Here is a 24,763-nt window from a genome sequence, read left to right on the forward strand (position 1 = left end):
GCTAGACGACGGGTGTGGTGGGGCGCGGCAGGGCGAGCGGGTGGCCGTTCGACTGCCCGTTCGACTGACCGTTCGGCTGGTCCGTGCGGTAGGCCTCCGCCTGGAGGTTGTAGAGGTCCGCGTACAGGCCCTCGGCCGCCATCAGCTCCTCGTGCGTGCCGCTCGCGGTCACCCGGCCGTCGGCGAGCACGTAGATGCGGTCCGCGTACCGCACGTTGGCCAGGCGGTGGGTGATCAGGACGACCGTGCGGTCCTCGGCGTGACCGCCGATCGCCCGGAACAGCTCGTGCTCGGCCCGCGCGTCGAGAGCCGCGCTCGGCTCGTCGCAGATCAGCAGCCGGGCGTCGCGGTAGAAGCCGCGCGCGGCGGCCAGGCGCTGCCACTGTCCGCCGGATAGCTCACGGCCGTTCTCGAACCGCTTGTCCAGGAGCGTGTCGTAGGCCTGCGGGAGCCGGTCGATGAACTGGTCGGCGCCCGACTCCGCCGCCGCGTCGCGCATCCGCCGCTCTTCCCCGCCGTCGCCCATGGAGATGTTCTCGCGCGCCGTGAGCGGCCAGTTGGTGGGGTTCTGCGCCACGACCGCGATGTGTTCCCACAGTTGGGATCGGTCGGCTTCGGCGAGTGAGGTGTCGTCCCAGAGCACGGCCCCGCTGTCCGGCGTGTAGAGCCCCGCGAGCATCTTGGCCAGCGTGGTCTTGCCGGAGCCGTTCTCCCCCACGAGAGCGATGACCTCACCCCTGGCGATCTCGATGGACGTGTGCGAGAGGGCGGGCGACGAGGCGCCGGGATAGCTGAACGTCACGTCCCGCACGGTGATCCGCTCGAACGACGAGGGCGCGGCGTGCTTCTCCGACAGGGTGAGGACACGCTCGGCCTCGGTGCAGAAGTCCAGGTAGTCGCAGAAGTAGAGGCCCTCGGTGTAAAGCCTGTTCATCTCCTGCACCAGCAGGTGCAGGGACTCCTTGCCGCTGCGGATGGCCAGCACCGCCGCGCCCGCGACCTCCAGCGGGATCGCCCCGGCGCCGAGCAGCAGCCCGAGCGCCACATACGTGGCCCCGGTGGCGACCCCGCTCATGGCGTCCCCGGCCAGGCGCACCCCGGTCTCCTTGCGCGCGAGGTCGATCTGCACGTCGCGTTCGACCGTGGCCACCCGGTCGTACTGCCGCAGCAGGAAGCCCCGCATCGTGAAGGACCGCACGTCGGCCGCCGACCTGCGGTCCGTCATCAGCTCGAACATGATCCATTTGCGGCGGCGGCTCGCGATCAGGTCCCACAGCGCGCGATAGCGCATCCGTGCCGAGCGCACCGCCGCCCACCAGTCGGGTGCGGCGGTGACGAGCAGCAGCGGCAGCAGCACCGGGTGCAGCACGCCCAGCGTCACGGCCACCGCGGCCAGGCCCACGAGATTGCTGAACACCTCAAGGGTGGCGCGGGCGGTGACGGGCGCGTTGGCCGTCCCTCGCTCACGGGCCCGCTGCAGGCTGTCGTGGAACCGCGCGTCGTCGTACGACGCCAGGTCCACCTCCGTGGTCAGTTCGATGAGCCGCAGTTCGACCGCCCGCTCGATGCGGGGGATGAGGCGCGCCTGTGCCCACGCGGCCGCCGCCTGGAAACCGGACCGCAGCGCGAGGGCGAGCGCCACGAGCAGCAGGGAGGGGAGCGCGTCGCGCACCCGGTCCGGGGTGGGGCCCGCGGTGAACAGGGACTGCATCACCGAGGTGGTGGCCAGCAGGCCGAGCGAGAGGAAGCCGCCCGACACGGCGTTGAGGACGATGGCCGCCGACGTGTCGAACCTGCTGGTCCGCCAGGCGAGCCGCAGGACGTGCCCGATCAGCGCGGGCAGGCCGCTCGCCATGGCCCAGAATCCCGCGGAGAAGAGGTTCGCCTCGTTCATCTCCCAGGGTTCCTTGGCGAGTTCCGGGGTGCTGGGCGCGGCGGCGTCCGGCGCGTCCCGCTGCGCGGCGCCGCGTCCGCTCGGGTCGGAGCGGCGCGACGGCCTGATCCGCCTGATCCGCATGCTTCTCCCTTCCTGCCGTGCTGTGAGCGTCCCGTTGTCTACGGCGCCGTCACGCGCCGGCCGAGCCAGTCGTCGATGATTTCTCTCTCCCGCTCGGCGGAGAAGGCGCCGGTGTACACCCCGCCCGCCGGTGCGTCGCGCAGCTCGGCCCAGGTGTCCTCGACCGTCTCGGCGAGCGGCCGGCACGAAAGGCCCGCTGCGTACGCGGCGGCGGCGTCCACCGTCCACAGGTGGCCGTAGCCCGGGGTGTCGTGCGGTGTCCACAGCGGCAGGTCGAGCCAGGGGCGCACCCCGGCGGCGGTCAGGAAGCGGTCGTCGGCCCACACCGGCTCGGCGCCCGCCCCGGTGACGGCGACGCAGACGTCCATGAGCCCGCCCCGCGTCGTACGCCCCAGCGGTCCCGCCGCGTTGAGGCTGCCGGTCCTGCCCTCGCGAGCGCAGGCGAGCAGCCAGGACGCCACGTCGCGGCAGTCCAGGAGCTGGACCGGATCGCCGGGGTCGCCGCCCGCGAGGAACCGTCCTCCGCGGGCGGCCCGCAGCAGCCAGCCGCGCACCGGCCCCGCGTCGTCGCGCGGTCCGGTGATGATGCCGGGACGCACGATCAGGGCCCGGTCGCCGAAGGCCGCGCGGACCGCACGCTCGCAGCCCGCCTTCAGCGTCCCGTACCCCGTGTCCTCGACGCCCGCGTCCAACGGGCAGTCACGCGGGGCCAGTTCGTCGGCGGCGGGCTTCGCGGGCCAGGGCAGCGCGGCGAGCGACGAGACGAACAGATACGTGCCCGCCCGGTCGGCCAGGAGCCGCGCCGACCGGGCCACCGAGGCCGGTACATGGCCACTGGTGTCGATCACGGCGTCCCAGCGGCCGGACCCGAGCGCGGCCAGGCCGTCCTCGGCCTCCCGGTCGCCGCGCAGCGCCTCGACCGCCGGATGGTCGGCCCCGGTCAGACCCCGGTTGAACGTGGTGACGTGCCGGCCGCCGAGCACGGCGCGCTCGACGATGTGGCGGCCGAGGAAACCCGTGCCGCCGAGCACCAGGAGCCTCACGCGGGGGCCTGCGGGGCGCTCGCCCCTGACACCGGACCGCCGGAGACCCCGTGCACGTCGTCGTCGGGGCTGCCGATCATGGCCAGCTCCCGCATCCTGGCGATGACCGGGGCCATCTTCGGGTCGCGTACGGCCTGCTCCACCCACCGTTCGTCGTAGCGCGGGTAGGCCGTCGTGTCGTAGGCGGCGTCCGGGTCGACCGAGCCCGCGCTGTGGAAGAAGCGGCTGAACGCCGTCTCCTCCTCGTCGGTCGTCGGCTCGTTGGCGTAACTCACCGACCACTGGAGGCGGTCGACGCCGTTGATGCTGGCGTGCCACACCTGCCAGTCGAAGACGATGACATCGCCGCGCCGGGTCTCGGCCACGTCGAGCGGCAGCTCCGACACCTGCTTGCGGACGGCCTTCTCGCCCCACTCGTCCGCCCAGATGCCGTACGTCTTCTTCCACGCGTCGGACGCGGCGGAGAAGTCGGCGTGGTGCGAACCGGGCAGGAAACGCAGGGCACCGGTGTCGGCGGTGAGCGGCTCCAGGTAGACGGCGAAGGTGACCCCGTGCATGCCCGGCATGCAGTCGCGGTGCAGCGGCGTCTGCGTGAACAGCAGGATGCTCTCGGCGAAGGTGGGCAGCGCGCGGGCACCGACCAGATCGTTGGCGACGCCGTAGAACCGCTTGTCCTCCATGAGTTCGAGGCTTAGCGGGGTGCGCTCCGTGCTCATCATCGGCAGCAGGTACGAGGGCAGGCCCTGGCCCTCGGGACGGGCGCCCGCCAGATAGCCGAAGGCGTCGGCGTGACACCGCTCGACCTCGTCGGCGAGCCGGGTCATCTCGTCCTCGTCGAGGAGCTGGGGCAGCACGAGATAGCCGAACGTGTGGAAGAAGTCGATCTGTTCCTTCGTCAGATACCGCTGGGTGTCGGGTCCTTGCTGGTCATGCGTCATGCCGGGAACCTCCTCCATTACGAGAACCTCTTTCGTGCCTGTGCCACCCGGGCACGTGCTTCGGTGCATTCGTCCGCGTGCTCCTCGTCGGCGCGCCGCCACGCCTCCCACGCCGTCCGCTCGGGGACGGTGAAACCCGCGTTCTGCCGCCGGTCGAACATCTCGTCCTCGCCGAAGAGGCGCAGCATCCGCCGGTCCCGCGTCTTGCGCGCCGTCGCCACGATCGCCCGGACATTGGGTCCGGTGTAGGACTCGTCGTGGCGCATGGCCGAGGTGTTGTAGCCGATGCCGAGGAACTGCCGCCGCCCCTCGCTCACGCTGTGCGTGCCGGAGTGCAGCAGGTTGTGGTGGATGAGGACGACGTCGCCCGGCGTGGTGTGCAGCAGCACCTCGTCCTCGTGCGGCTCCTCGAGGCGGTCCTCGGGGATGCTCACGGGGGAGCGGTGGGAGCCGGGGATGACCCGCAGCGGCCCGTACTCGAGGGTCATCTCCTGGAGGTACGCGAAGCAGATGACGAGCAGCGGCTTCATGTACGAGCCGTTCGGGAAGTACCCGAACCGGTCCCGGTGCCAGTGCACGGGCCGCCCCTTCGCCTCCGGTTCCTCGGCGTCGGCACTGAACAGGACGGTGCTGTCCAGCTGCACGGCCGGACCCATCACGGCCTCCGCCAGATCCAGGAGCGCGGGGCGGGTGACCGCGCCGAGCGCCACCCGCGGGCTGCGCTCGACGAGATGGCCGACGATCAGCGGGGGGTCCTCGCGGCCGTGCACGAACTGCCAGTCGTCCGCGCCCTCGTCGTACAGCCGCCGGAACGCGGCGACCTCGTCCTTGCCGAAGACGCCGGGCAGGACCACATAACCGTCCTCGCGGAACGCCCGGACCCGATCGGCCAGTTCACCGTCGCTCATCGTGATGTCACCTCCGTGCGGTCGGGACGCTGTTCCAGCGCGTCCAGCGCCTTGCGCCAGAACGCGTAGATCTTCCGCTCGCGGCTCGGGCCGATGCCGCACACGCGGTTGACGTGCATGTGGACCAGGCTGGCGAGGATCTCCCGCGGGTCCTGCCAGAGCGAGCCCTCGCGGTGCAACTCGCGCAAGTCCCTTGCTGTGTCGGCGAGTTGCGCGTACGGCTCGGTCATGGCGAGCAGGACGCGGCGCTGCGGATCGTCGGCAGGCCGCCGCCAGGGGCGCAGGAGCTCGCAGAGTTCGGTGCGGTGCGGCTTGAAGGCGTCGCTGAACTCGTCCTTGTCGGAGCGGGCCCGGATGAAGGCGAGCCGTTCCTCGAAGCCGAGCCCCCACGCCCCGGCGATGCGGTCCAGGCAGAACGCGGTCGACACGGCGGGGTCGAGGCGCAGCGCCCCGGCCTGCCGAGCGGCCAGCACGGCCTGGCCGACCTCGCTGTCGGTGCCGAAGGCCCGCTCCACCGCGGTCATGGCCACGGGGCCGCCGTACCGCCACACCTCGGGGAAGTAGGTGTCGAAGCCGAACTTCCAGGCGAGTCCGGAGCGCACCACGTCGCCCGCCCATGCCGCGGTCCGCGCCAGGAGTTCGCCGCCCCGCCGCGCGTCGGCGGCCAACAGCCTGACGCGCAGGTGCGGTTCGGGGTCGGCGAAGCGCATGAAGAACCAGTCGGCGAGCAGCCCGTCGGCGCGCAGCGACGCCACGAACGGAGCGAGCGGGCCCGCGACGGCCTCGTCCTGTCGCTTGGCCGAGGTGTAGAGCTTGAGGTACACCCACCCGTCGCCGGGCAGCACGCGCAGCTCGTCGGCGGCCGGCGGGCGCTTCGGATACCGCGCGAGCCGTACCGGCAGCGGCTCGTCCGCGCCGGGCTTCGGTGGTGGCCCGGCCTGCGCCCGCCGTGTCACCGGCACCACGACCTCCGACGTGTACGTCCTGCCCTCGGTGTCCCGCAGCCAGTGCCGGTCGTGCGCGGGCAGCGCCTCCTGCACGGCGACGCGGCCGGGAGCCGTGGACTTCCGCAGCGCGGTGAGCAGTTCGGCCACGCACATGGGGTGCCGCAGATCGAGCAGCAGCCGGTTGTCGAACTCGACCAGGTGGACCCAGCGCGGCACCCGCCAGCGCGCACGCCACTCCTGGACGCCGCGGTACCAGCGCGTGCTGTCGTCCCCCGGACCCGTGGGAGCGACCGAGCCGTGCTGGAGGATCCACTGCGCCGGGCTGATGACGACCTTGCCCCGCACCAGACGCGGCAGGAACGGCGCGCTCTTGTACGGGCCCCAGTGGAAGGCCGCCAGCAACGGGTGGCGGTCCTGGCCGATCTCCAGGAGGAAGCGGCACACGTTGGGTGCCTGGAGGTCGGTCAGGAGGTGGCTCTGCCCGACCACGACCTCCTTGCCCAGGCGCTGCGAGCAGACGTAGAAGTGGCCGTCGTGCACGCCCACCATCAGGTCGGAGAGCGAGATCGTCCGCTCGTCGGGGACCGAGGCGGAGGCGTTGACCACGATCTCGTGATCGCGCAGTTCGGGGTGGACGACGACGTTGGCGGCCCGCCGCACCAGCGGCAGATAGCTCAGCTCGGCGAAGACGGCGTCCGGCCGCGCGGCCTCCTCGCGGCGCGCGCAGTGCCGCAGTGCCCCGGTCACCTCGGCCGGCAGCACATCGGTGAACCTGCCGAAGGTACGGCCGCCGTCCGCGAGGGGAGTCGGACACAGCACCGCCCGCCAGTCGTCACCCTGCAGGGCGGCGGCGTCGGCTGCCTGCAACTGCAGGTACACGTCGAGGACTTCGGGCGCCCGGGGCCCGTTCTGAGGCCGCCAGTTGGCGAGCGTGTCCAGGAGGGCGTCGGTGAGCTCGACCTCTTGCGCGCCGCTGCGCAGCGCCTCGGACACCAGGCCGCACAGGGCGACATCGCGGTGCGGGTTCAGGGGAGCGGGCGGCGCCTGACGGGGCGGGTCGGGCAGCGGCTCGGTGTAGGTCGCGGGTGGCCCGAGGCCCGACTCGGCGTCGAGGAGTTCGAGCAGCGGTACCTGTGCGTCCTCGCCGTAGCGCTGTGCGAAGTCGTCGTGGTAGCCGCGCAGGTGCTGGAAGCCGGAGGGGAAGAGTCCGAGGCGCAGGAGCACGTCGGCGGCGTCCGCCGCGGCGTCACCGACACCCCGCGGGAGACGGTCGCCCACGGTGTTCAGGGCCATGTCGACCTGGAAGGGCGGTGCGCTCGACTCGTGGATGCCCGTCTGGTGACGGTGCAGCTCGGCGAAGAGGCGTTCACGGTCGGCGGGCTCGGCCGCCTGGGTGCGCCCCGCGAGGTCGATGGCCGTGCCGAGCGCGGCGCGCAGCAGCGCCGTGCGGGGCCCGTCCGGCAGCCGGGCGGCGAAGGTCTCGGCGGCCCGGGAGTCGCTCAGCGCGGGCCGCAGGTCGCTCATCAGGAACCGGTTGGCCCACAACTTCCGCAGCAGCGCGTCGATCCGCTGCTCACCGGCCTGCGGCAGATCACGGATCAGACCGGCGCGCAGCTCGGCGTACGGGAGCGGGCGTCCGGCCCGGCGCAGCACCTCCAGGACGACCGAGGTGGCGCGCAGGGTGATGGAGCGGGTGTCGCGCGTGCCGTAGATGTCGGCGACCGGCAGCACGAGACGGTCACCGGCGACGTGGGCGGTCGGGTTGGCGACGACGCCGAGGTGGTCCGGCGCGTCCGCGTCGCGCTCGACCTGTTCCACGAGCGCCATCAGCCAGTTCATGTCGGGTCGGGTGCGCACGGCCCCGGTCACGGGCAGGCCCAGCCGCAGCGTGTCCCCGGCGGCGTCGGCCCCCTCCGTCGCGCGGTCCGTGAAGCGTCCCGCGGCGACGCCCGCGAAGAGGCCGAAGGGAGTGGCGCGGGTGCTCATCCGCGTCAGATAACGCAGCAGGCTGCGGTAGGTGCGCTCGGTCCGGCGCTCCGAAGTGCCGCCCGCGTCCAGGCAGTCGACCGCGGCGAGCAGCGGCGGGCTGGCGACCGCGAGCGCCTGCCTGATCTCGGCGTCGGCCGCGCGCTTGCGCAGCAGCTCCCGGGTCCGGTCACCCGCGGCGTGCAGGGCGGACTCCAGATCCGCCGCGTGCGGCCCCTCGGGTACGTCGTCGGCGGGGGCCGTGAGCCGGTGGAAGGAGGCCAAGGGCAGGGCGGGCGCGCGCAGCAGGAAGAAGCCCGCGGGTTCGTAGGTGGCGTCGGGCCCGGAGGCGGACGGGGGAGGAGGTGTGCCCTTGTCGTGCCGGCTCATGGGTACGTGATTCCTGCCTTTCGGTCTACGTGGGTCCACCGCGCCGCCCGCCCGGTCACGACATCAGCAGCGCCCGGTCCCAGGTCGGCGCGACCGGGGTGGCCGCGGCGAGCAGGGCGAGCGCCACGCCTGCGGCACCGGTGAGGAACCCCGGGTCGTCGACGAACACGCCGGGCTGTTCCTCGTCGCGGAAGCACAGGGGCGCCTCGGGGTCGAAGAGGTCGGTGATCTGCTCGGTCAGGGCGGAGACGTGGTCCCGCAAGGGGGAGTCGGGGTCGTCCTGGGCCAGGCGCAGGCACACCATCAACAGGCCCGCCACGCCGTGGCAGAGCGAGGGCGAGGGGATGTGCCGCTCGGACACCGGTCGGCGCAGCGCGCTGTGCACGGCCTCGACCGCGAGCCGCCTCAGTTCCGGCGCGTCCAGGGCGTGCCCCGCGTGCCACAGCGCCATCGCGATGCCCGGTGCGCCGTAACACCAGCCCGCGCGGGACGGTGGCCGGCCGGTGGTCGCGCCCCGCGCGGGCGGATCGTGACGGCCCACGTGGTTGGGCCAGTTGACGCCCCAGGGATCCTGTACGCGGTGCTCCACGACCCAGTCCGCGAGCGTCCGCACGGCCTGGAGCTGACCGGGGGCCCGGTGGCCCGCCCGGCAGGCGAGCGAGAGAGCGGCCAGCGGCCCGGCGGCGCCGTGGGCCGTCCCGAGGTCGAAGTAGCCCTGCGGGCACTCGTCGAGGAGCGCGGGGTCGACGGAGTCGGCGGGGGAGAGGAGCCGCCCGCTGCCGTCCCCGTCGGCGACGCCACTCAGGTAGCGGATCAGGAGCCCGATTGCGTCCTCACGCGCCGCGTTGTCGACGCCGCCGGCCAGGAGGGCGCCCAGGACCCCGGAGGCGCCGGTGACGACGTCGTACAGATGGTCCTTCGTGTAGGTCCGATGCTCCGTGTGGGTCCGGCCCTCCGCGTACGTCCCGGGCGCCGAGGGCGGCTTCAACTGCCAGGGCCCGGACGTCACTTGGCCCAGCAGCGCGGTCTGCACCTTGAGCGCCGTCGGCGCGTACCGCGGCTCCGTCTCGGCCGCCCCTGCGAGCACCAGGGCCAGGCCGCCCGTGCCGCCGTACAGCCCCGGTCCGTGCAGCGGGCTCTGCGCGGTCGAGCGCGCGGAGAGCCCGAGGGCGGTGTGCAGGCGCTGCTCCCAGCCCTCGCCGGGCAGTGCGCGGGCGAGGTGCAGGAGCGTCAGCGCGACGCTCGGGAAACCGCAGGCCAGGGAGGAGCCCGCGAACTCGAAGCGGTGGGACGCGCGGGCGGCCTCGGCCGCGGTGGCGAGCACCCGCTCCGGGTCGGCGAGCCGCAGGCCGACCGCCCTCGCGCATGCCACGGCCCGCTCCTGGAGGGCGCCGGACAGTGCGGGGCGCCACGAGGTCGCGGACGGCGTGCCGGTGACGGCGGTGCTCTGCTGGTCCGTAGGGGCGGGTGCGCGCGGCGGCGAAGGCATGGGCGTCCTCACGTGCGGTCGGTGCCAGAGCTGGGACGAGCCACTGATGGACCGCGGCACGTCCCAGCCGCCGGCCTCCGTCAGGCGGAGTCATGTCGGCGGGAGCAAGCGGTCGCCCCCGGCGCGGCTGCTAGTTCCAGTACTCGGTGGGCATGTTCTGCATCAGCTCACCGGAGCAGCACTTGGTCCAGCGGCAGCTGTAGCGGTGGGTGCACCACCAGGCCATCGGGTCGGTGTCCTCCGTTCCGGCTTCCGGGACGTCGACCCGGATATCCAGATCGAATTCGTCCAGGGGTATGTCGATCAATTGCTGGGTTGTCATCGGTTGAGCCTCCAAGTCGATTGAGGCAGGACGATCAGTGACGCTAGAGACCCCGCTCAAAGGCCGAAACCCCTATGTTGAACAAGGGGGATGCCCCTATGCGGAAGGGGTTCGACTGGGGTAGCCAGGGTGGTTCCGCCCTGCCAGCCTCGACGCCATGCGTGGATTCCGGTTTTCCTTCAACATCTGCCAAGCGGATTCCCGAGAAGCCTTCGCCCAGAAGTGCCGGGAGAGTGAGGAGTACGGCTATGACGTAGTTCTGGCGGCCGATCACCTGGGAATGCTGGCGCCTTTTCCCGCACTGGTCGCCGCGGCGGACGCCACCGAACGGATGCGTGTCGGCACGCTGGTCCTGAACACCTCGTTCTGGAATCCGGCGCTGCTCTCCCGCGAGATCCTCAGCACCGACCTCCTGACCGGCGGCCGCCTCGAAGTGGGGCTCGGCGCGAGCCACATGCGCTGGCAGTTCGACGAGGCCGGAATCCCCTGGGACCCGATCGGCGTCCGCGCCGAGCGCCTGGAGACCACCGTCACCGAGCTGGAACGGCACTTCACCACGGAGGTCGGCGCCCCGCCCGAGGCCCGGGGCGAGTCGCGGGCCGTGCAGCGGCGCGGATTCCACCGCACGGGCCCGCCGCTGCTCATCGGCGGGGTCGGCGACCGGGTGCTGCGCATCGCCGCCGAACACGCCGACATCGTCAGCATCTCCGGTGTCCATCAGATGCCGGGCAAGCCCGCGGGAGCCTGCCGGCTCGGCTCGGCGGCCGAGGCCGCCGACCGGGTGCGCTTCGTCAGGGAACACGCGGGAGACCGGCTCCCCGACCTGGAATGGCACATGCTGGCGCACGCCGTCGAGGTGACCAACGACCGGCGGGCCACGGCGGAGAAGCTGCTGACGCAGCTCGGCATGGGCATCAGCGTCGAGGACGCCCTGGAGACGCCGTACCTCCTCATCGGCACGGTGGACGAGATAGCCGAACAGCTGGTGGCCAACCGCGAGAAGTACGGCTTCTCGTACATCACGGTCCACCAGCCCTACATCGAGACGTTCGCGCCCATCATCGAGAAATTGCGGGGCAGTTGACCGGCCGTACCCCCGCGGCCGGCGCGCCGAGGGCGCCTTCCGTCCGATTCCCCCCGTCGGACGGAAGGCGCCGTTCCATGCGCTGTGTACCGCGTCCGTACAGCTCTCAGGCGTGAATCCGCCGATGGTACTGTCGCGGTGCAAATGCCCCTCTTGAGTGTGGAAATGGGACGTACATGACCGAGCAGCGGCAGCCCTGGCTGAAGCGGCCGTCCTCCCTGGTCCTGCTGATCGGCGCGGCCCTGCTCGCCGCCTGGATGGGGACGGTCATCGTCTCGATCGTGCACGAAGAGCCGGAGGGGGAAGCCTCGTTGGACGGCCTGCGCTCCGCCGTGCAACAGGCCCTGACCGACCGGGACGACGGCGAGTTCGGGCGGCTCGTCGACCCCGACAGCGCGGGCGAGGACTACGCCAAGAACTACGTGGCCCGTCTCGGCGACACGGACCCGCGACGTATCCGCGCCACCGTGGCCGAGGGCGGCGGCGACCCGGTGCTCACCGTCACCGCCGACGCCGGGGCCAAGGGCACGGTGTGCACCACGTGGTCCGCCGTGCGCAGCGACGACCGCTGGGTCCTCGACGCGGCGCCGCCCGTGGGGCGCGAGAAGGGATGCGGCGCGGCGGGCTGACGCCCACACGCGGCGTTGCTGACGCTCACACGCGGCGGGCCCGCGCCCACCACGCCGGGCTGTGCACCACCCCGTAGGCGTCGGCGTCGCCGTCGGGGCTGAAGCGGCTGAGGTAGATCTCCCGCAGTTCCTCGGACGGCACGCACCCGAGCAGCGTGCCCCGGCGCAGCTCACAGCTCTCCCAGCCCTCCGCCTTCAGGGAGCCGCGCAACTCCTGGGCGGAGATGCGGAAGAGGTCGGGGTTCCCGCGCGGCAGCGCGTCCGAGAAGCACAGCAGGTGCAGATGGGCGCCGGGCGCGGTGGCCCGGTGCAGCGCCCGCAGATAGCGGGGCCGTTCCTCCTGGTCGAGGCAGTGGAACAGGGCGCTGTCGACGACGGTGTCGAACCGGCCGTCGTAACCGCTGAGTCCGGTGAGGTCGGCGACGGTGAACGTGACGCCCGCACCGCGCCCCCGCACGAGGTCCCGCGCCCGTCCGATCGCCTCGGGCGAGGAGTCGATGCCGGTGACCCTGTGCCCCCGCGAGGCGAGGAACGCGGCGTTCCGGCCCGAACCGCAGCCCGCGTCGAGCACTTCACCGCGGATGGTGCCCTCGCGGTCCCATTCGACGACGGCGGGCTGCACCTCGCCGATGTCCCACGGGGCGCGTTCGCCGCCGCTTTCGGCGGGTGCGCACAGGAGCTCGCCCTGCCGGAAGGAGTCGCCCGGCGCGGCACGCGGAGAGCGCACGCGTGCGGAGAGCTGCTCGCTGTCGACCATGGCGCATACCTCCATGCCTCGGGCTGCCCAGCCGAACCGACCCGCGTCCGCCGCGAGCCAAGGGTCCGCCAAGAAGGACCCTAGACTCCCGCGCCGGTGGCTCTCCAGGCGTACGGGCTCTTCTAGGGGGTGCTGTTCCGGCCCCCTACCGTGCCCCGGCCCGACCCCGTACGGCAGGCGTGATCGGCGGTCCGGAGATCTCGTTACTGTGGGCCCATGAACCCGATCCGCGTGCTTCTCGTCGACGACGACCCGCTGGTCCGCGCCGGTCTGTCCTTCATGATGGGCGGCGCGGAGGACATCGAGATCGTCGGCGAGGCCGCGGACGGCTCACAGGTGGCCCCGCTGGTCGGTCGGCTCCGCCCCGACGTCGTCCTGATGGACATCCGCATGCCCACGATGGACGGCCTCGCGGCGACGGAGGCCCTCCGCAAGCGCCCCGACGCACCCGAGGTCATCGTCCTCACCACCTTCCACGCCGACGAACAGGTGCTGCGGGCCCTGCGCGCGGGAGCGGCCGGGTTCGTCCTCAAGGACACCCCGCCCGCCGAGATCGTCGCGGCGGTACGGGCGGTCGCGGCCGGGGAGCCGGTGCTCTCCCCCACGGTGACACAGCAGCTGATCACCCGGGTGACGGGCGTGGACCCCCAACAGGGCCGCCGCGAGCGGGCGTTGGACCGCCTCGCCCTGCTCGCGGAGCGGGAGAGGGAGGTGGCGGTCGCCGTGGGCCGGGGCGCCTCGAACGCGGACATCGCGGCGGAACTCTTCCTGAGCGTGGCCACGGTCAAGGCCCACGTCTCCCGCATCCTCACGAAGCTGGACCTCAACAACCGTGTACAGATCGCCCTGTTGGCGCATGACGCGGGGCTGCTGGACGGGGCGGAGTAGCACGCGCCCCGGAAAGGGAGCCGGTCGGACGGGTGATCAGAACCCGTCGATCTCCGCCATCCGCACCAACCGCCCCTCCCTGCGGGACAGTTCGCACGCCTCGGCGACGCGCAGTGCCTCCAGTGCCTCGCGCCCGTCACACGGGTTGGTCCGTTCGCCCCGGACCACGTCGACGAACGCCGCGAGTTCCGCCTCGTACGCGGGCGTGAAGCGTTCGAGGAAACCGGGCCACGGCTTCTCGGGGGGCGGCGGGCCGGAGGGTTCCACGGACGACAGGGGAGTGCGGTCGTCGAAGCCGACCGCGATCTGGTCCTCCTCCCCGGCCAGCTCCATCCGTACGTCGTAGCCCGCGCCGTTGCACCGGGTGGCCGTCGCCGTGGCGAGCGTGCCGTCGTCCAGGGTGAGGACCGCCGCCGCCGTGTCGACGTCGCCCGCTTCGCGGAACATCGAGGGACCGGCGTCCGACCCGGTCGCGTACACCTCCGTCACCTCGCGGCCGGTGACCCACCGCAGCATGTCGAAGTCATGGACCAGGCAGTCGCGGTAGAGCCCGCCGGAGAGCGGGAGATACGCGGCCGGCGGCGGCGCCGGATCGGAGGTCATCGCCCGGACGGTGTGCAGCCGCCCGAGCCGCCCCGACCGCACGGCCTCGCGCGCCGCCGCGTACCCCGCGTCGAACCGCCGCTGGAAGCCGAGCTGGAGCACCGTGCCCGCGGCCTCGACCTCACGGAGCGCGGCGAGCGTGCCGGGCAGGTCGAGGGCGATGGGCTTCTCGCAGAACACCGGCAGCCCCGCACGCGCGGCCTTGCCGATCAGCTCGGCGTGCGCGGCGGTCGCCGCGGTGATCACCACCGCGTCCACGGCCCCCGTCCGGCTGCCGCCCGTGAAGACGTCGTCCACCGACGGCACGGAGGCCGCGCCGATCCGTGCGGCGAGTCCGGCCGCGCGCCCGGCGTCGGCGTCGGCGACGACCAGTGCGTCCACCTCCGGATGCCGCTGCAGAGCCGCAGAGTGAAATGTGCCGATACGGCCCGTTCCGATCAATCCGATGCGCATGGACCAACCCTCGCGACGCCCCGCGATCCTGTCAATCCTTTGTCCGGACAACAGAACTTCAGAACTTCCCGTCATCATTCCCTGCGACTACGCTCGCCACGTGCCCAAATCTGCCGACAAACCAGCCGTGGACCCGACCGTCTCGCTCCAGCTCGGCGTCGACCGCAGCAGCCCGGTCCCGCTGTACTTCCAGCTGTCCCAGCAGCTGGAGGCGGCGATCGAGCGCGGCGCCCTGACCCCGGGCACCCTGCTCGGCAACGAGATAGAACTGGCCGGACGCCTCGGGCTTTCCCGCCCGACCGTCCGTCAGGCCATCCAGTCCCTCGTCGACAAAGGCCTGCTCGTGCGCCGCAGGGGCGTGGGCACCCAGGTGGTGCACAGCCAGGTCAAGCGCCCGCTGGAGCTCAGCAGCCTCTACGACGACCTGGAGGCGGCGGGACAGCGCCCCGAGACCCGCGTCCTGCGCAACACCGTCGAGCCCGCGTCCGCCGAGGTCGCGGCCAGGCTCGGCATCGCGGAAGGCGACGACGTCCACCTCGTCGAGCGGCTCCGGCTGGCCCACGGCGAGCCCATGGCGTGCCTGCGCAACCACATCCCGTCCGGGCTCCTCGCCCTGGACACCGCGCACCTGGAGGCGACCGGCCTCTACCGCCTGATGCGCGCCGCGGGCATCACCCTGCACAGCGCGCGCCAGTCCGTGGGGGCCCGCGCCGCCACCGCCGACGAGGGCGGGCAGCTCGGCGAACCCGCGGGGGCCCCGCTGCTCACGATGCAGCGCACGACCTTCGACGACACCGGCCGCGCGGTCGAGTTCGGCTCGCACATCTACCGGGCTTCGCGCTACTCCTTCGAGTTCCAGCTCCTCGTACGCCCATAAGGCGCCGGACACACGTCGGCGGGGCCACGGTGCGCGAGCACCGCGACCCCGCCGCGAGGGAGATCACGCGCCCGAGGACTTCTCGGCGGCCTCGGTCTCGGTGGTGGCGCCCGCCGTCGTGAGCGTGCCGCCGGCCGTCTCCAGGTGGGCCCGGACGAACCACTGGAACTGCTCAAGGGCACGAAGCTGCTCGATCAGCAGATCCTCGGTGGCGGGGTCGATCTCGCCGACCTTCTTGATGGCGGCGCGCACGTCCTGGATGACGCCGGTGTAGACGAGGTCCAGGGCGCCGAGGTGGGCGATGGCATCGGCGCGGCCCACGCTGTAGTCCTCCCACGTGCGCTCCTTGACCAGGGCGCCGGGGGTGCCGTGTGCGATGCCGCCCAGGGCGGCCAGGCGCTCGGCCGTGTCGTCGGCCAGGTCGCGGACCCGGTCGACCTGCGGGTCGAGCATCTGGTGCACGGCGATGAAGTGCGGGCCGACCACGTTCCAGTGCACGTGCTTCAACGTGAGGTGGAGATCGTTGAGCGCGTGCAGGCGCTGCTGCAGCAGCTCGATGACCGTGCCGGCCTCCCGCACCGTGATGCCAGGGACGGTGTACTTGGGGGTGGCCTCGGAAGTCAACGGAGTGCCTCCTGTCTCGTATGTTCTGTACGGGTTTGTGTCCACCTGGTGCCCCAGGAGGACACCGCTACACCCGCAACTGCCCGGAAGGTCCGAATCTAGGTCAGTCGTTGGCCATCAGGCCGGCGCGGAGCTTGCCCACGACGCGGGTGATCAGCCGGGAGACGTGCATCTGCGAGTAGCCGAGCTCGTCGGCGATCTGCTGCTGGGTCTGCTCCTCGACGAAGCGCAGATGGATGAGCGTGCGGTCCCGCTCGTCGAGGTCCGCGATCAGCGGGGCCAGGGAGTGGAAGTTCTCGACGAGCTCGAAGGACCGCTCGTCCACGCCGATGAAGTCGGCGAGCATCGTGTCGGACTCGTCGTCGGCGCCGTTGACCGCGGCGTTCAGGGAGATGGCGTTGTAGCCGTTGGAGGCCTTCTGCGCCTCGGCGACCTCGGAGGGCTCGAGCTGCATCAGCTCCGCCAGCTCGGCCGTGGAGGGCAGGCGGCCCAGGCGGGTGCGCAACTCCTCGGTGGCCTTGGACAGTTCGAGACGGGCCTCCTGGAGGCGACGCGGCACGTGCACGGCCCAGGAGGTGTCGCGGAAGAACCGCTTGATCTCACCGGTGATGTACGGCACGGCGAAGGAGGTGAACTCGACCTCGCGGGTCAGCTCGAAGCGGTCGATCGCCTTGATCAGGCCGATGGTGCCGACCTGGATGATGTCTTCCATCTCCTGCTGGCCCCGGTGCTTGAACCTGGAGGCCGCGTAGTGCACGAGGGAGAGGTTCATCTCGATCAGGACGTTGCGCACGTACTGGTACTCGTGCGTGCCCTCCTCGAGTTGCGTGAGGCGGTCGAAGAAACGCTTGCCCACCTCCCGCGCGTCCCTCGGCGCGATGGAGGAGGGGTCCGTGTACGCGCGTTCAACGAGGTCTTCTTCGGCCTTGGTGACCGAATCCTGCGTCTGCTCCTGCGCCGCGGTGATCATGCGTTCCGCTCCTTGTTCAGTTCGAAACTTCCTTCGGCGACGGCCCGTGTACCCCACCGATCGTCACCCACACACAATTATTTCGGAACGAAAGAAGTCTCCCGGCGAGGATGTTTGCCGGGCGGCTCGGCGGTCAACCGGAGTGACAGCACACGTAGTCGATGCCAAGGAGCGTGAGCGGCCATGACCGCCAACGAGAAGGCCAAGGCGAAGACCGAGCAGGTCACCGGTGCCGCGAAGGAAGCCGCCGGGCGCGCCGTGGGCAACGAGCGGCTGACCACCGAGGGCCGGGCCCAGCAGATGAAGGGCGACGCACGTCAGGCCAAGGAGAAGACGAAGGACATCGGCAAGCACTGACCTCACCGGTCACGCAAGCGCTGTTGGGGCGGCCCCGTCTGACGGGGCCGCCCCTTCTGTCGGCAGCGACCCGTCGGCGCCGGCGCGCCTGATACCAACTGGCCAACGGTCGTAAGAATGTTCTGACAAATCCATTGACGCTGCCGCGCGCCCGCCGCTAGAACTCCCACCAGCCGCACTCGGGCGGCCGGGAGAAGAGGTGGTCCCACCATGCGTAGTCCCACCATGCGTACAGCACGCACGGCAGCAGCTCTCGCGGCGGTGGTCGTGCTCGCGGCCGGGTGCAGCGGCTCCGGCGGCAAGGACGACGAGGACAAGTCGGGTGACGGCGGGGGAGGCGGCAAAGGCGTGAACACGCCCCGCCTCAAGATCGCCATGATCACGCACTCCGGCGAGGGCGACACCTTCTGGGACATCGTCCAGAGCGGCGCCAAGCAGGCGGCCCGCAAGGACAACGTCGAGTTCCTCTACTCCAACGACAAGGAGGCCAAGGGGCAGGCCGAGCTCGTCCAGTCCGCCATCGACAAGAAGGTCGACGGGATCGTCGTCACCCTGGCCAAGCCCGAGGCGATGGAAGCGGTCCTCGGGAAGGCCGAGGCCGCCGGGATACCGGTCGTCACGATCAACTCCGGCGGCGAGTTCTCGGCCGACTTCGGCGCCCTGAGCCACATCGGCCAGGACGAGTCCGTGGCGGGCGAGGCGGTCGGCGACGAGCTCACCGAGCGGGGCAGGAAGAAGGTGCTCTGCGTCATCCACGAACAGGGCAACGTCTCCCTCGAGCAGCGCTGCGACGGCGTCAAGAAGACCCTCAAGGGCTCGGTCGAGAACCTGAACGTCGAGGGCACCAACGCGCCCAACGCGCAGTCCTCCATCAGTGCGAAACTCCAGGCGACCAAGGACATCGACGCGGTGGTCACGCTCGGCGCGCCGATCGCCGCCCTCTCGGTGAAGGCCAAGGAGGACTCCGGAAGCAAGGCCGAGGTCGCCACCTTCGACCTGAACGCCGAGGTCGTCAAGCGCCTCAAGGCCAAGGAGGTCGGCTTCGCCGTGGACCAGCAGCCCTACCTCCAGGGCTACCTCGCCATCGACGAGCTGTGGCTCTACAAGACCAACGCGAACGTCCTGGGCGGCGGCAAGCCCGTCCTCACCGGCCCCGCGATCGTCACGGAGAAGGACGTACCGAAGCTGGAGAAGTACACCGCCCGCGGCACCCGATGAACACATGCGTGATCCGCGTGGTCGATACTTGGGCGGCTGGGGCCGGGGATCCGGACCGGCCTCACCGAGGAGCAGAGCTAGAAGGGCACGGCGTCGTGGCAAGGGTTCAGACAGGGGTACGTGCGGTGGGCGCCGTGCTGGTCGCGGTGCTCGGGGTATCCCTCGCGGGGTGCAGCAGCACCGGCGGCAAGCGGGCCGAGGACGCACGCAAGGCGGCAACGGCACACGGCAAGGCAGCGGTGAGCACGCCGAGGTGGACGTTCGGCATGGTGACCCACTCGGGTGACGGCGACACGTTCTGGGACATCGTCCAGGAGGGCGCCGAGGAGGCGGCCCGCAAGGACAACATCAAGTTCCTCTACTCCCACAACGCCGAGGCCCAGCAGCAGGCCCAGCTCGTGGACTCGTACATCGACAAGAAGGTCGACGGCATCATCGTCACCCTCGCCAAGCCCGACGCGATGAAGGGCGCCCTGGCCCGCGCGAAGAAGGCCGGCATCCCGGTGATCACCGTGAACTCCGGTTCCGCGGAGTCCAAGGAGTTCGGCGCGCTCACCCACATCGGTCAGGACGAGACGATCGCGGGCGAGGCCGTCGGCGACGAGCTCAACAAGCGCGGCAAGAAGAAGGCGCTCTGCATCCTGCACGAGCAGGGCAACGTCGGGCACGAGCAGCGCTGCGACGGCGCCAAGAAGACCTTCGACGGCAAGATGCAGAACCTGTACGTGACCGGCACGAACATGCCCGACGTGCAGTCCTCCATCGAGGCCAGGCTCCAGTCCGACAAGTCCATCGACTCGGTGGTCACGCTCGGCGCGCCCTTCGCGGACACCGCGGTGAAGGCCGCAGACAGCGCGGGCAGCAAGGCCGAGGTCGACACCTTCGACCTGAACGAGAAGGTCGCGGCGGGCCTGAAGGACGGCACGCTCGGCTTCGCCGTCGACCAGCAGCCCTACCTCCAGGGCTACGAAGCCGTGGACCTGCTCTGGCTCTACAAGTACAACGACGACGTGCTCGGCGGCGGCAAGCCGGTCCTCACCGGTCCGCAGATCGTCACCAAGGGCCAGGCCGCCAAGCTGGAGGAATACGCGAAGCGAGGGACCCGATGACAGCCACAGCCCCGGCGCCCGCCCCGTCACCCGGCTCCCCGGGCACGAAGTCGGACGAGCGCCTCCTGAAGGCCTCGCCGCTGAAGAAGCTGATGGGCCGGCCCGAGCTCGGCTCCGTCGTCGGCGCCATCGCCGTCTTCGTCTTCTTCGCGGTTGCCGCGGACAGCTTCCTGCAGGCCAGCAGCCTCGCCACGGTGCTGTACGCGGCATCGACGCTCGGCATCATGGCGGTGCCGGTGGCGCTGTTGATGATCGGCGGCGAGTTCGACCTGTCGGCGGGCGTCATGGTGACGTCCTCCGCGCTGATCTCGTCGATGTTCAGCTACCAGATGACGGCGAACGTCTGGGTCGGCGTGCTCGTCTCGCTGCTCGTCACCCTCGCGATCGGCGTCTTCAACGGCGTGATGCTGACGCGCACCGACCCGCCGAGCTTCATCATCACGCTCGGTACGTTCCTGATGCTGACCGGCATGAACCTCGGCTTCACCAAGCTGATCAGCGGCACGGTCTCCACGAAGTCGATCGCCGACATGGAGGGCTTCACCTCCGCCAAGGACGTCTTCGCCTCGACGATCACCATCGGCGGCGTCGACTTCAAGATCACGATCCTGTGGTGGCTCGGCCTGATCGCGGTGGCCACCTGGGTCCTGCTCCGTACCCGCGTCGGCAACTGGATCTTCGCGGTCGGCGGCGGCGAGGACGCGGCTCGCGCGGTCGGCGTCCCGGTCGCCGCGACGAAGATCGGCCTCTACATGGGCGTCGCCTTCGGCGCCTGGATCTCGGGCCAGCACCTGCTCTTCTCGTACGACGTCGTCCAGTCCGGCGAGGGCGTCGGCAACGAACTGATCTACATCATCGCGGCCGTCATCGGCGGCTGCCTGATCACCGGCGGCTACGGCTCCGCGGTCGGCGCGGCCGTCGGCGCCCTCATCTTCGGCATGGTCAGCAAGGGCATCGTGTTCGCCGAGTGGAACCCCGACTGGTTCAAGTTCTTCCTCGGAGTGATGCTGCTCCTGGCGACCCTGCTCAACCACTGGGTCCGCAAGCGCGCGGAGGCGACGAAATGACGGAAGTGACCGACGCGACGCCCGCCACGGAGCGCACGCCCCTCGTCGAGCTCGACGACGTCAGCAAGTACTACGGCAACATCCGCGCCCTCGAAGGCGTCTCCCTGGAGGTCCACGCGGGCGAGATCTCCTGCGTCCTCGGCGACAACGGCGCGGGCAAGTCGACCCTCATCAAGATCATCGCGGGTCTGCACCAGCACGACGCCGGGACCTTCCGGATCGAGGGCGAGGACGCGAAGCTCGGCACGCCCCGCGACGCGCTGAACCACGGCATCGCCACGGTCTACCAGGACCTCGCCGTGGTCCCGCTGATGCCGGTCTGGCGCAACTTCTTCCTCGGCTCCGAGCCGACGAAGGGCGTGGGCCCCTTCAAGCGCCTCGACGTCGACCTCATGCGCGAGACGACACGCGCGGAGCTGCTGCGCATGGGCATCGACCTGCGCGACGTCGACCAGCCCATCGGCACCCTGTCGGGCGGCGAGCGCCAGTGCGTGGCGATCGCGCGCGCGGTGTACTTCGGCGCGAAGGTCCTCGTCCTGGACGAGCCCACCGCCGCGCTGGGCGTCAAGCAGTCGGGCGTCGTCCTGAAGTACGTCGCGGCGGCGCGGGACGCGGGCCTCGGAGTGGTCTTGATCACCCACAACCCGCACCACGCCTTCCTGGTCGGCAACCGTTTCGTCCTCCTGAAGCGCGGCACGATGTTCGGCAGCTACGCGCGTGACGAGATCACCCTGGACGAACTGACCCGCCAGATGGCGGGCGGCTCCGAACTGGACGACTTGCGTCACGAGCTGGAGAAGCGCTGAGCAAGGCCCCGTCAGGGGCGCGGGGAACTGCGCGCTCAGCCCAGGAAAAGCCGCAGTCGCGACTGCTCTGTGACCCAGCAGACGCGTTTGCGGCTTTTTTGTGGTCGCTCGCGCAGTTCCCCGCGCCCCTGACGGGGCACCCCCGGAGCCTGGGGGCACCCCGGGGTCCGTTGTGCGCGCCCCCGCGAGTGTGAGGCAGAATCGCCGCAATGAGCACCTACCGCGATCTCGCGCACCGCGGCTCCGCCCGAGCCACCGTCCTGCGGACCGTGGGCACGCGTGAGCGCCGATCACATCTGACGGCGCCCCGTGTGCCCACCGTCGGCATCGACATCGGCGGCACGAAGGTGATGGCGGGCGTCGTCGACGCCGACGGAAACATCCTGGAGACGCTCCGCACGGAGACCCCGGACAAGTCCAAGAGCCCCAAGGTCGTCGAGGACACCATCGTCGAGCTGGTCCTCGACCTCTCCGACCGGCACGACGTGCACGCGGTGGGCATCGGCGCGGCGGGCTGGGTCGACGCGGACCGCAACCGCGTCCTGTTCGCCCCCCACCTGTCCTGGCGCAACGAACCCCTCCGCGACCGCATCTCCGGCCGCCTCGCGGTGCCCGTGCTCGTCGACAACGACGCGAACACCGCCGCCTGGGCGGAATGGCGCTTCGGCGCGGCCCGCGGCGAGGACCACCTGGTCATGATCACGCTCGGCACCGGCATCGGCGGCGCGATCCTGGAGGACGGCCAGGTCAAGCGCGGCAAGTTCGGGGTCGCCGGCGAGTTCGGGCACATGCAGGTCGTCCCCGGCGGCCACCGCTGCCCGTGCGGCAACCGCGGCTGCTGGGAGCAGTACAGCTCCGGCAACGCGCTGGTCAGGGAGGCCCGCGAGCTCGCCGCCGCCGACTCCCCGGTTGCGTACGGGATCATCGAGCGGGTCAAGGGCAACATCCCCGACATCACGGGCCCCCTGATCACGGAGCTGGCCCGCGACGGCGACGCGATGTGCGTCGAGCTCCTCCAGGACATCGGCCAGTGGCTCGGCGTGGGCATCGCGAACCTGGCCGCCGCCCTCGACCCGTCCTGCTTCGTGATCGGCGGCGGCGTCTCGGCCGCCGACGACCTCCTGATCGGCCCGGCCCGCGACGCCTTCCGCCGCCAGCTGACCGGCCGCGGCTACCGCCCCGAGGCCCGTATCGCCCGCGCCCAGCTCGGCCCCGAGGCGGGCATGGTGGGCGCGGCCGACCTGGCCCGTCTGGTGGCCCGCCGCTTCCGCCGGGCCAACCGCCGCCGGGTGGAGCGCCACGAACGGTACGAGCGGTACGTGGAAGCGCGCCGCACCAACGACCGCACCTCTCAGGGAACCCAGTAAACAGATGACCGTCCCCCGCCAGCCCTCGTCCCCGGACTCCGCGGACTCCCCGGACACCGCCGACGAGGGTGGCCGCCCCCGCGAGGGCCGCCGCCACATGCTCCGCCGCCGCTGGCTGACGGCCACGATCATCGTGCTCCTGATCGGCGTGCCGGCCGGCTATCTGGTGATCTCCGCGAACCAGAGCCGCAACAGCGGCCGCGACAAGGAGGCAAAGTACTCCGCGACCGGCCTCACCGCGGGCTGGCCCTCCAAGGTGCAGCGCCGTCTCTACGACGTGCCCATCCCGTACTACTCCCGGGAAGTCGCCTACTACGAGACGAACAACTGGCGCACCAGCCGCCTGTACGCCCAGTTCCTGACGAGCAACGAAGGTCTGGACAAGTTCCTCAAGCAGATCGGCACGAGCACCAAGGCGCTGGAGAAGAACGACATCACCATCAGCAAGCGCGACCGCAAGGTGGTCGGCTGGGAGTTCACGGACCCGGGCCCCTGGATGGGTCTGACCCATGTGCAGAAGGACCCGGTGCCGACCCTGGACGTGGTGGTGAACCGCGTCAACGCGGAGCACCCGATGGTCTATGTAGTGTCTACGACAACCCCGTAACTGGCGTGTTTCATCGGTGAGTTGACCGACGGGCGACTCGTACGATGACGCCCATGATCTCCAGAGTGACGTCCGAAGAGGAGTACGACAGACGCCGGCGCGCCCAGTGGCTCGCGGGGGAGGCGCGCGCGGACGGGGTGGCACGCAGGGACATGCTGCGGCTGCTCGCGGCGGCCGGGGCCGCGGCGACGCTGCCGGTGGCACTGGGCGCACCCCGGGCACAGGCGGCGCAGGGCGCTGTCGCAGCCGGGATCGTGAAACCGCTCCCCGCGGACCGCTTCACGATCCGCGGCACGAACGCGGAGACGAAGTTCGAGGCGCTGGCCGAGACCGGCTTGCACACCCCCGCGTCGCACTTCTTCGTGCGCAACCACACGGCGACGCCACGCCTGGACGCGAAGACGTGGACCTTGCGGATCTGGGGCGACGGCCTCCGGGACGGCAGGGCCAGGGAGTTCACGCTCGCCGACCTCAAACGCCTCCCGTCGACGACACGCACCGCCTTCGTCGAATGCGCCGGCAACGGCAGAAGCTTCTTCACCACCCAGCAGGGCCGACCGGCCTCCGGCACGGCCTGGACCCTGGGCGCGATCGGCAACGCGCGCTGGCGCGGCGTGCGCCTCTCCGAAGTCCTGCGCCGGGCAGGCGTCTCCCGGCACGCGGTGGACGTGCTGCCCAGCGGCCTGGACGCGGAGTACGTCACGGACGACGGCACCAACCTGGGCCGGGTCCGCCGCCCCCTGCCGCTCGCCAAGGCGATGGACGACGTACTCCTGGCGTACGAGATGAACGGCGCCCCGCTCCCCGCGGACCACGGTTACCCGGTGAGGGTCCTGGTCCCGGCGTGGGTGGGCATCGCGTCGATCAAATGGGTGGGCGACATCGAGGTCTCGTCCACCCCGCTCTACTCGCCCTGGAACACGCAGTTCTACCGCCTGTTCGGCGACGCGTACCCCCCGGAGGGCAGCGCCCCACTCACCCGCCAGACGCTGAAGTCCGCCTTCGAACTCCCCTGGAACGCAAGCCTCCCGGCGTCCACGACCCACCACCTCACCGGCCGCTCATGGTCGGCGACGGGCGCGATCACCCGCGTGGACATCAGCACGGACGAGGGCCGCACCTGGCAGCCGGCCCACCTCAAGGACACCCCCCACCGAGCCACGTGGACCCGCTGGACCACCCCCTGGCACCCCCGAACCCCGGGCCCGGCAACACTCCTGGCCCGCGCCACGGACACCACGGGCCGCACCCAGCCGAAGACGACGACACACAACACACAGGGCTACCTGTTCGACGCGGTGGTGCGGCATGCGGTGAGGGTGGTGTGA

Annotated in this window: 23 protein-coding genes; 12 read left to right on the top strand and 11 right to left on the bottom strand. The window is 71.2% G+C overall.

Annotation, left to right across the window (positions count from 1 at the left end; translation table 11 throughout):
- Position 1: 1 nt before the first annotated feature.
- From ACWD02_RS19435 to ACWD02_RS19465, 7 genes are all read right to left on the bottom strand, one after another.
- Positions 2-2,017 carry an ABC transporter ATP-binding protein gene (locus tag ACWD02_RS19435; RefSeq protein ID WP_451211883.1) on the bottom strand — a complete coding sequence of 672 codons (2,016 nt, stop codon included), beginning with the start codon at positions 2,015-2,017 and terminating at the stop codon, positions 2-4.
- Between the two features lie 38 nt (positions 2,018-2,055).
- On the bottom strand, positions 2,056-3,060 hold the full coding sequence (locus ACWD02_RS19440; protein WP_451211885.1) for an NAD-dependent epimerase/dehydratase family protein: 1,005 nt from the start codon (positions 3,058-3,060) through the stop codon (positions 2,056-2,058).
- Positions 3,057-3,998 (bottom strand): phytanoyl-CoA dioxygenase family protein, encoded by a 942-nt coding sequence (locus ACWD02_RS19445; RefSeq protein WP_451211888.1) that lies wholly within the window; start codon positions 3,996-3,998, stop codon positions 3,057-3,059. Before ACWD02_RS19445 ends, ACWD02_RS19440 begins: the two co-directional genes overlap by 4 nt.
- A gap of 17 nt (positions 3,999-4,015) precedes the next feature.
- On the bottom strand, positions 4,016-4,906 hold the full coding sequence (locus tag ACWD02_RS19450) for a phytanoyl-CoA dioxygenase family protein (protein WP_451211891.1): 891 nt from the start codon (positions 4,904-4,906) through the stop codon (positions 4,016-4,018).
- Positions 4,903-8,208: a lantibiotic dehydratase gene (locus ACWD02_RS19455; protein WP_451211894.1), complete on the bottom strand. Its 3,306-nt coding sequence runs from the start codon at positions 8,206-8,208 to the stop codon at positions 4,903-4,905. Before ACWD02_RS19455 ends, ACWD02_RS19450 begins: the two co-directional genes overlap by 4 nt.
- A 55-nt stretch (positions 8,209-8,263) precedes the next feature.
- Positions 8,264-9,697, bottom strand: coding sequence for a lanthionine synthetase C family protein (locus ACWD02_RS19460; RefSeq protein WP_451211897.1), 1,434 nt, complete (start codon positions 9,695-9,697; stop codon positions 8,264-8,266).
- Positions 9,698-9,827: 130 nt separating this feature from the next.
- The gene (locus ACWD02_RS19465) at positions 9,828-10,019 is read right to left on the bottom strand and encodes an FDLD family class I lanthipeptide (RefSeq protein ID WP_365818900.1); all 192 of its coding nucleotides are present in this window, start codon (positions 10,017-10,019) and stop codon (positions 9,828-9,830) included.
- A gap of 157 nt (positions 10,020-10,176) precedes the next feature.
- On the opposite strand from ACWD02_RS19465, the gene ACWD02_RS19470 reads away from it, so the two are divergent.
- Both ACWD02_RS19470 and ACWD02_RS19475 read left to right on the top strand, forming a co-directional pair.
- Positions 10,177-11,103 carry an LLM class F420-dependent oxidoreductase gene (locus tag ACWD02_RS19470; RefSeq protein WP_451211900.1) on the top strand — a complete coding sequence of 309 codons (927 nt, stop codon included), beginning with the start codon at positions 10,177-10,179 and terminating at the stop codon, positions 11,101-11,103.
- Positions 11,104-11,279: 176 nt separating this feature from the next.
- Positions 11,280-11,732, top strand: a complete 453-nt coding sequence (locus tag ACWD02_RS19475; RefSeq protein WP_451211902.1) for a hypothetical protein — start codon at positions 11,280-11,282, stop codon at positions 11,730-11,732.
- A gap of 25 nt (positions 11,733-11,757) precedes the next feature.
- On the opposite strand, the gene ACWD02_RS19480 is transcribed toward ACWD02_RS19475, so the two are convergent.
- Positions 11,758-12,489, bottom strand: a complete 732-nt coding sequence (locus ACWD02_RS19480; RefSeq protein ID WP_451211905.1) for a class I SAM-dependent methyltransferase — start codon at positions 12,487-12,489, stop codon at positions 11,758-11,760.
- A 216-nt stretch (positions 12,490-12,705) separates the two neighbouring features.
- Between ACWD02_RS19480 and ACWD02_RS19485 the strand changes: the two genes are divergently transcribed.
- Complete coding sequence (locus ACWD02_RS19485; protein ID WP_451211908.1) at positions 12,706-13,377, top strand: response regulator; 672 nt, start codon at positions 12,706-12,708, stop codon at positions 13,375-13,377.
- Positions 13,378-13,413: 36 nt separating this feature from the next.
- On the opposite strand, the gene ACWD02_RS19490 is transcribed toward ACWD02_RS19485, so the two are convergent.
- Positions 13,414-14,433: a Gfo/Idh/MocA family protein gene (locus tag ACWD02_RS19490; protein ID WP_451211911.1), complete on the bottom strand. Its 1,020-nt coding sequence runs from the start codon at positions 14,431-14,433 to the stop codon at positions 13,414-13,416.
- 127 nt (positions 14,434-14,560) lie between these two features.
- Between ACWD02_RS19490 and ACWD02_RS19495 the strand changes: the two genes are divergently transcribed.
- Positions 14,561-15,310, top strand: coding sequence for a GntR family transcriptional regulator (locus ACWD02_RS19495; protein ID WP_451212103.1), 750 nt, complete (start codon positions 14,561-14,563; stop codon positions 15,308-15,310).
- 63 nt (positions 15,311-15,373) lie between these two features.
- Here ACWD02_RS19495 and dps read toward each other — a convergent pair whose 3' ends face one another.
- Positions 15,374-15,934, bottom strand: a complete 561-nt coding sequence (dps, locus tag ACWD02_RS19500) for a DNA starvation/stationary phase protection protein Dps (RefSeq protein WP_451211914.1) — start codon at positions 15,932-15,934, stop codon at positions 15,374-15,376.
- Between the two features lie 103 nt (positions 15,935-16,037).
- Positions 16,038-16,904, bottom strand: coding sequence for a SigB/SigF/SigG family RNA polymerase sigma factor (locus tag ACWD02_RS19505; protein ID WP_451211917.1), 867 nt, complete (start codon positions 16,902-16,904; stop codon positions 16,038-16,040).
- Between the two features lie 183 nt (positions 16,905-17,087).
- On the opposite strand from ACWD02_RS19505, the gene ACWD02_RS19510 reads away from it, so the two are divergent.
- The 8 genes from ACWD02_RS19510 (at position 17,088) to ACWD02_RS19545 (ending at position 24,763) form a co-directional block, all read left to right on the top strand.
- Complete coding sequence (locus ACWD02_RS19510; protein ID WP_451211920.1) at positions 17,088-17,261, top strand: CsbD family protein; 174 nt, start codon at positions 17,088-17,090, stop codon at positions 17,259-17,261.
- Between the two features lie 225 nt (positions 17,262-17,486).
- Entirely contained in the window at positions 17,487-18,479 is a 993-nt protein-coding gene (locus ACWD02_RS19515; protein WP_451212106.1) for a sugar ABC transporter substrate-binding protein, read from the top strand.
- A 95-nt stretch (positions 18,480-18,574) separates the two neighbouring features.
- Complete coding sequence (locus ACWD02_RS19520; protein WP_451211923.1) at positions 18,575-19,588, top strand: sugar ABC transporter substrate-binding protein; 1,014 nt, start codon at positions 18,575-18,577, stop codon at positions 19,586-19,588.
- The gene (locus ACWD02_RS19525) at positions 19,585-20,655 is read left to right on the top strand and encodes an ABC transporter permease (protein WP_451211926.1); all 1,071 of its coding nucleotides are present in this window, start codon (positions 19,585-19,587) and stop codon (positions 20,653-20,655) included. The genes ACWD02_RS19520 and ACWD02_RS19525 overlap by 4 nt, the downstream gene beginning before the upstream one ends.
- Positions 20,652-21,461: an ATP-binding cassette domain-containing protein gene (locus ACWD02_RS19530; protein ID WP_451211929.1), complete on the top strand. Its 810-nt coding sequence runs from the start codon at positions 20,652-20,654 to the stop codon at positions 21,459-21,461. The genes ACWD02_RS19525 and ACWD02_RS19530 overlap by 4 nt, the downstream gene beginning before the upstream one ends.
- 209 nt (positions 21,462-21,670) lie before the next feature.
- A complete protein-coding gene (locus tag ACWD02_RS19535) occupies positions 21,671-22,828 on the top strand; it encodes an ROK family glucokinase (protein ID WP_160508012.1) in 1,158 nt (385 codons plus the stop codon).
- 4 nt (positions 22,829-22,832) lie between these two features.
- A complete protein-coding gene (locus tag ACWD02_RS19540) occupies positions 22,833-23,435 on the top strand; it encodes a sugar kinase (protein ID WP_451211932.1) in 603 nt (200 codons plus the stop codon).
- Positions 23,436-23,488: 53 nt separating this feature from the next.
- Positions 23,489-24,763 (top strand): sulfite oxidase, encoded by a 1,275-nt coding sequence (locus tag ACWD02_RS19545; protein ID WP_451211935.1) that lies wholly within the window; start codon positions 23,489-23,491, stop codon positions 24,761-24,763.

It is taken from the genome of Streptomyces sp. NPDC002853, from assembly GCF_053591915.1.

What these genes read in the sequence shown, in the direction of transcription:
- ACWD02_RS19450 (WP_451211891.1), bottom strand. Translation starts at nt 4,906, where the DNA reads ATGAGCGACGGTGAACTGGCCGATCGGGTCCGGGCGTTCCGCGAGGAC.
- ACWD02_RS19545 (WP_451211935.1), top strand. Translation starts at nt 23,489, where the DNA reads ATGATCTCCAGAGTGACGTCCGAAGAGGAGTACGACAGACGCCGGCGC.
- ACWD02_RS19475 (WP_451211902.1), top strand. Translation starts at nt 11,280, where the DNA reads ATGACCGAGCAGCGGCAGCCCTGGCTGAAGCGGCCGTCCTCCCTGGTC.
- ACWD02_RS19490 (WP_451211911.1), bottom strand. Translation starts at nt 14,433, where the DNA reads ATGCGCATCGGATTGATCGGAACGGGCCGTATCGGCACATTTCACTCT.
- ACWD02_RS19535 (WP_160508012.1), top strand. Translation starts at nt 21,671, where the DNA reads ATGAGCACCTACCGCGATCTCGCGCACCGCGGCTCCGCCCGAGCCACC.
- ACWD02_RS19460 (WP_451211897.1), bottom strand. Translation starts at nt 9,697, where the DNA reads ATGCCTTCGCCGCCGCGCGCACCCGCCCCTACGGACCAGCAGAGCACC.
- ACWD02_RS19530 (WP_451211929.1), top strand. Translation starts at nt 20,652, where the DNA reads ATGACGGAAGTGACCGACGCGACGCCCGCCACGGAGCGCACGCCCCTC.
- ACWD02_RS19480 (WP_451211905.1), bottom strand. Translation starts at nt 12,489, where the DNA reads ATGGTCGACAGCGAGCAGCTCTCCGCACGCGTGCGCTCTCCGCGTGCC.
- ACWD02_RS19485 (WP_451211908.1), top strand. Translation starts at nt 12,706, where the DNA reads ATGAACCCGATCCGCGTGCTTCTCGTCGACGACGACCCGCTGGTCCGC.
- ACWD02_RS19510 (WP_451211920.1), top strand. Translation starts at nt 17,088, where the DNA reads ATGACCGCCAACGAGAAGGCCAAGGCGAAGACCGAGCAGGTCACCGGT.
- ACWD02_RS19505 (WP_451211917.1), bottom strand. Translation starts at nt 16,904, where the DNA reads ATGATCACCGCGGCGCAGGAGCAGACGCAGGATTCGGTCACCAAGGCC.
- ACWD02_RS19445 (WP_451211888.1), bottom strand. Translation starts at nt 3,998, where the DNA reads ATGACGCATGACCAGCAAGGACCCGACACCCAGCGGTATCTGACGAAG.
- ACWD02_RS19465 (WP_365818900.1), bottom strand. Translation starts at nt 10,019, where the DNA reads ATGACAACCCAGCAATTGATCGACATACCCCTGGACGAATTCGATCTG.
- ACWD02_RS19435 (WP_451211883.1), bottom strand. Translation starts at nt 2,017, where the DNA reads ATGCGGATCAGGCGGATCAGGCCGTCGCGCCGCTCCGACCCGAGCGGA.
- ACWD02_RS19540 (WP_451211932.1), top strand. Translation starts at nt 22,833, where the DNA reads ATGACCGTCCCCCGCCAGCCCTCGTCCCCGGACTCCGCGGACTCCCCG.
- ACWD02_RS19455 (WP_451211894.1), bottom strand. Translation starts at nt 8,208, where the DNA reads ATGAGCCGGCACGACAAGGGCACACCTCCTCCCCCGTCCGCCTCCGGG.
- ACWD02_RS19525 (WP_451211926.1), top strand. Translation starts at nt 19,585, where the DNA reads ATGACAGCCACAGCCCCGGCGCCCGCCCCGTCACCCGGCTCCCCGGGC.
- ACWD02_RS19470 (WP_451211900.1), top strand. Translation starts at nt 10,177, where the DNA reads ATGCGTGGATTCCGGTTTTCCTTCAACATCTGCCAAGCGGATTCCCGA.
- ACWD02_RS19515 (WP_451212106.1), top strand. Translation starts at nt 17,487, where the DNA reads ATGCGTACAGCACGCACGGCAGCAGCTCTCGCGGCGGTGGTCGTGCTC.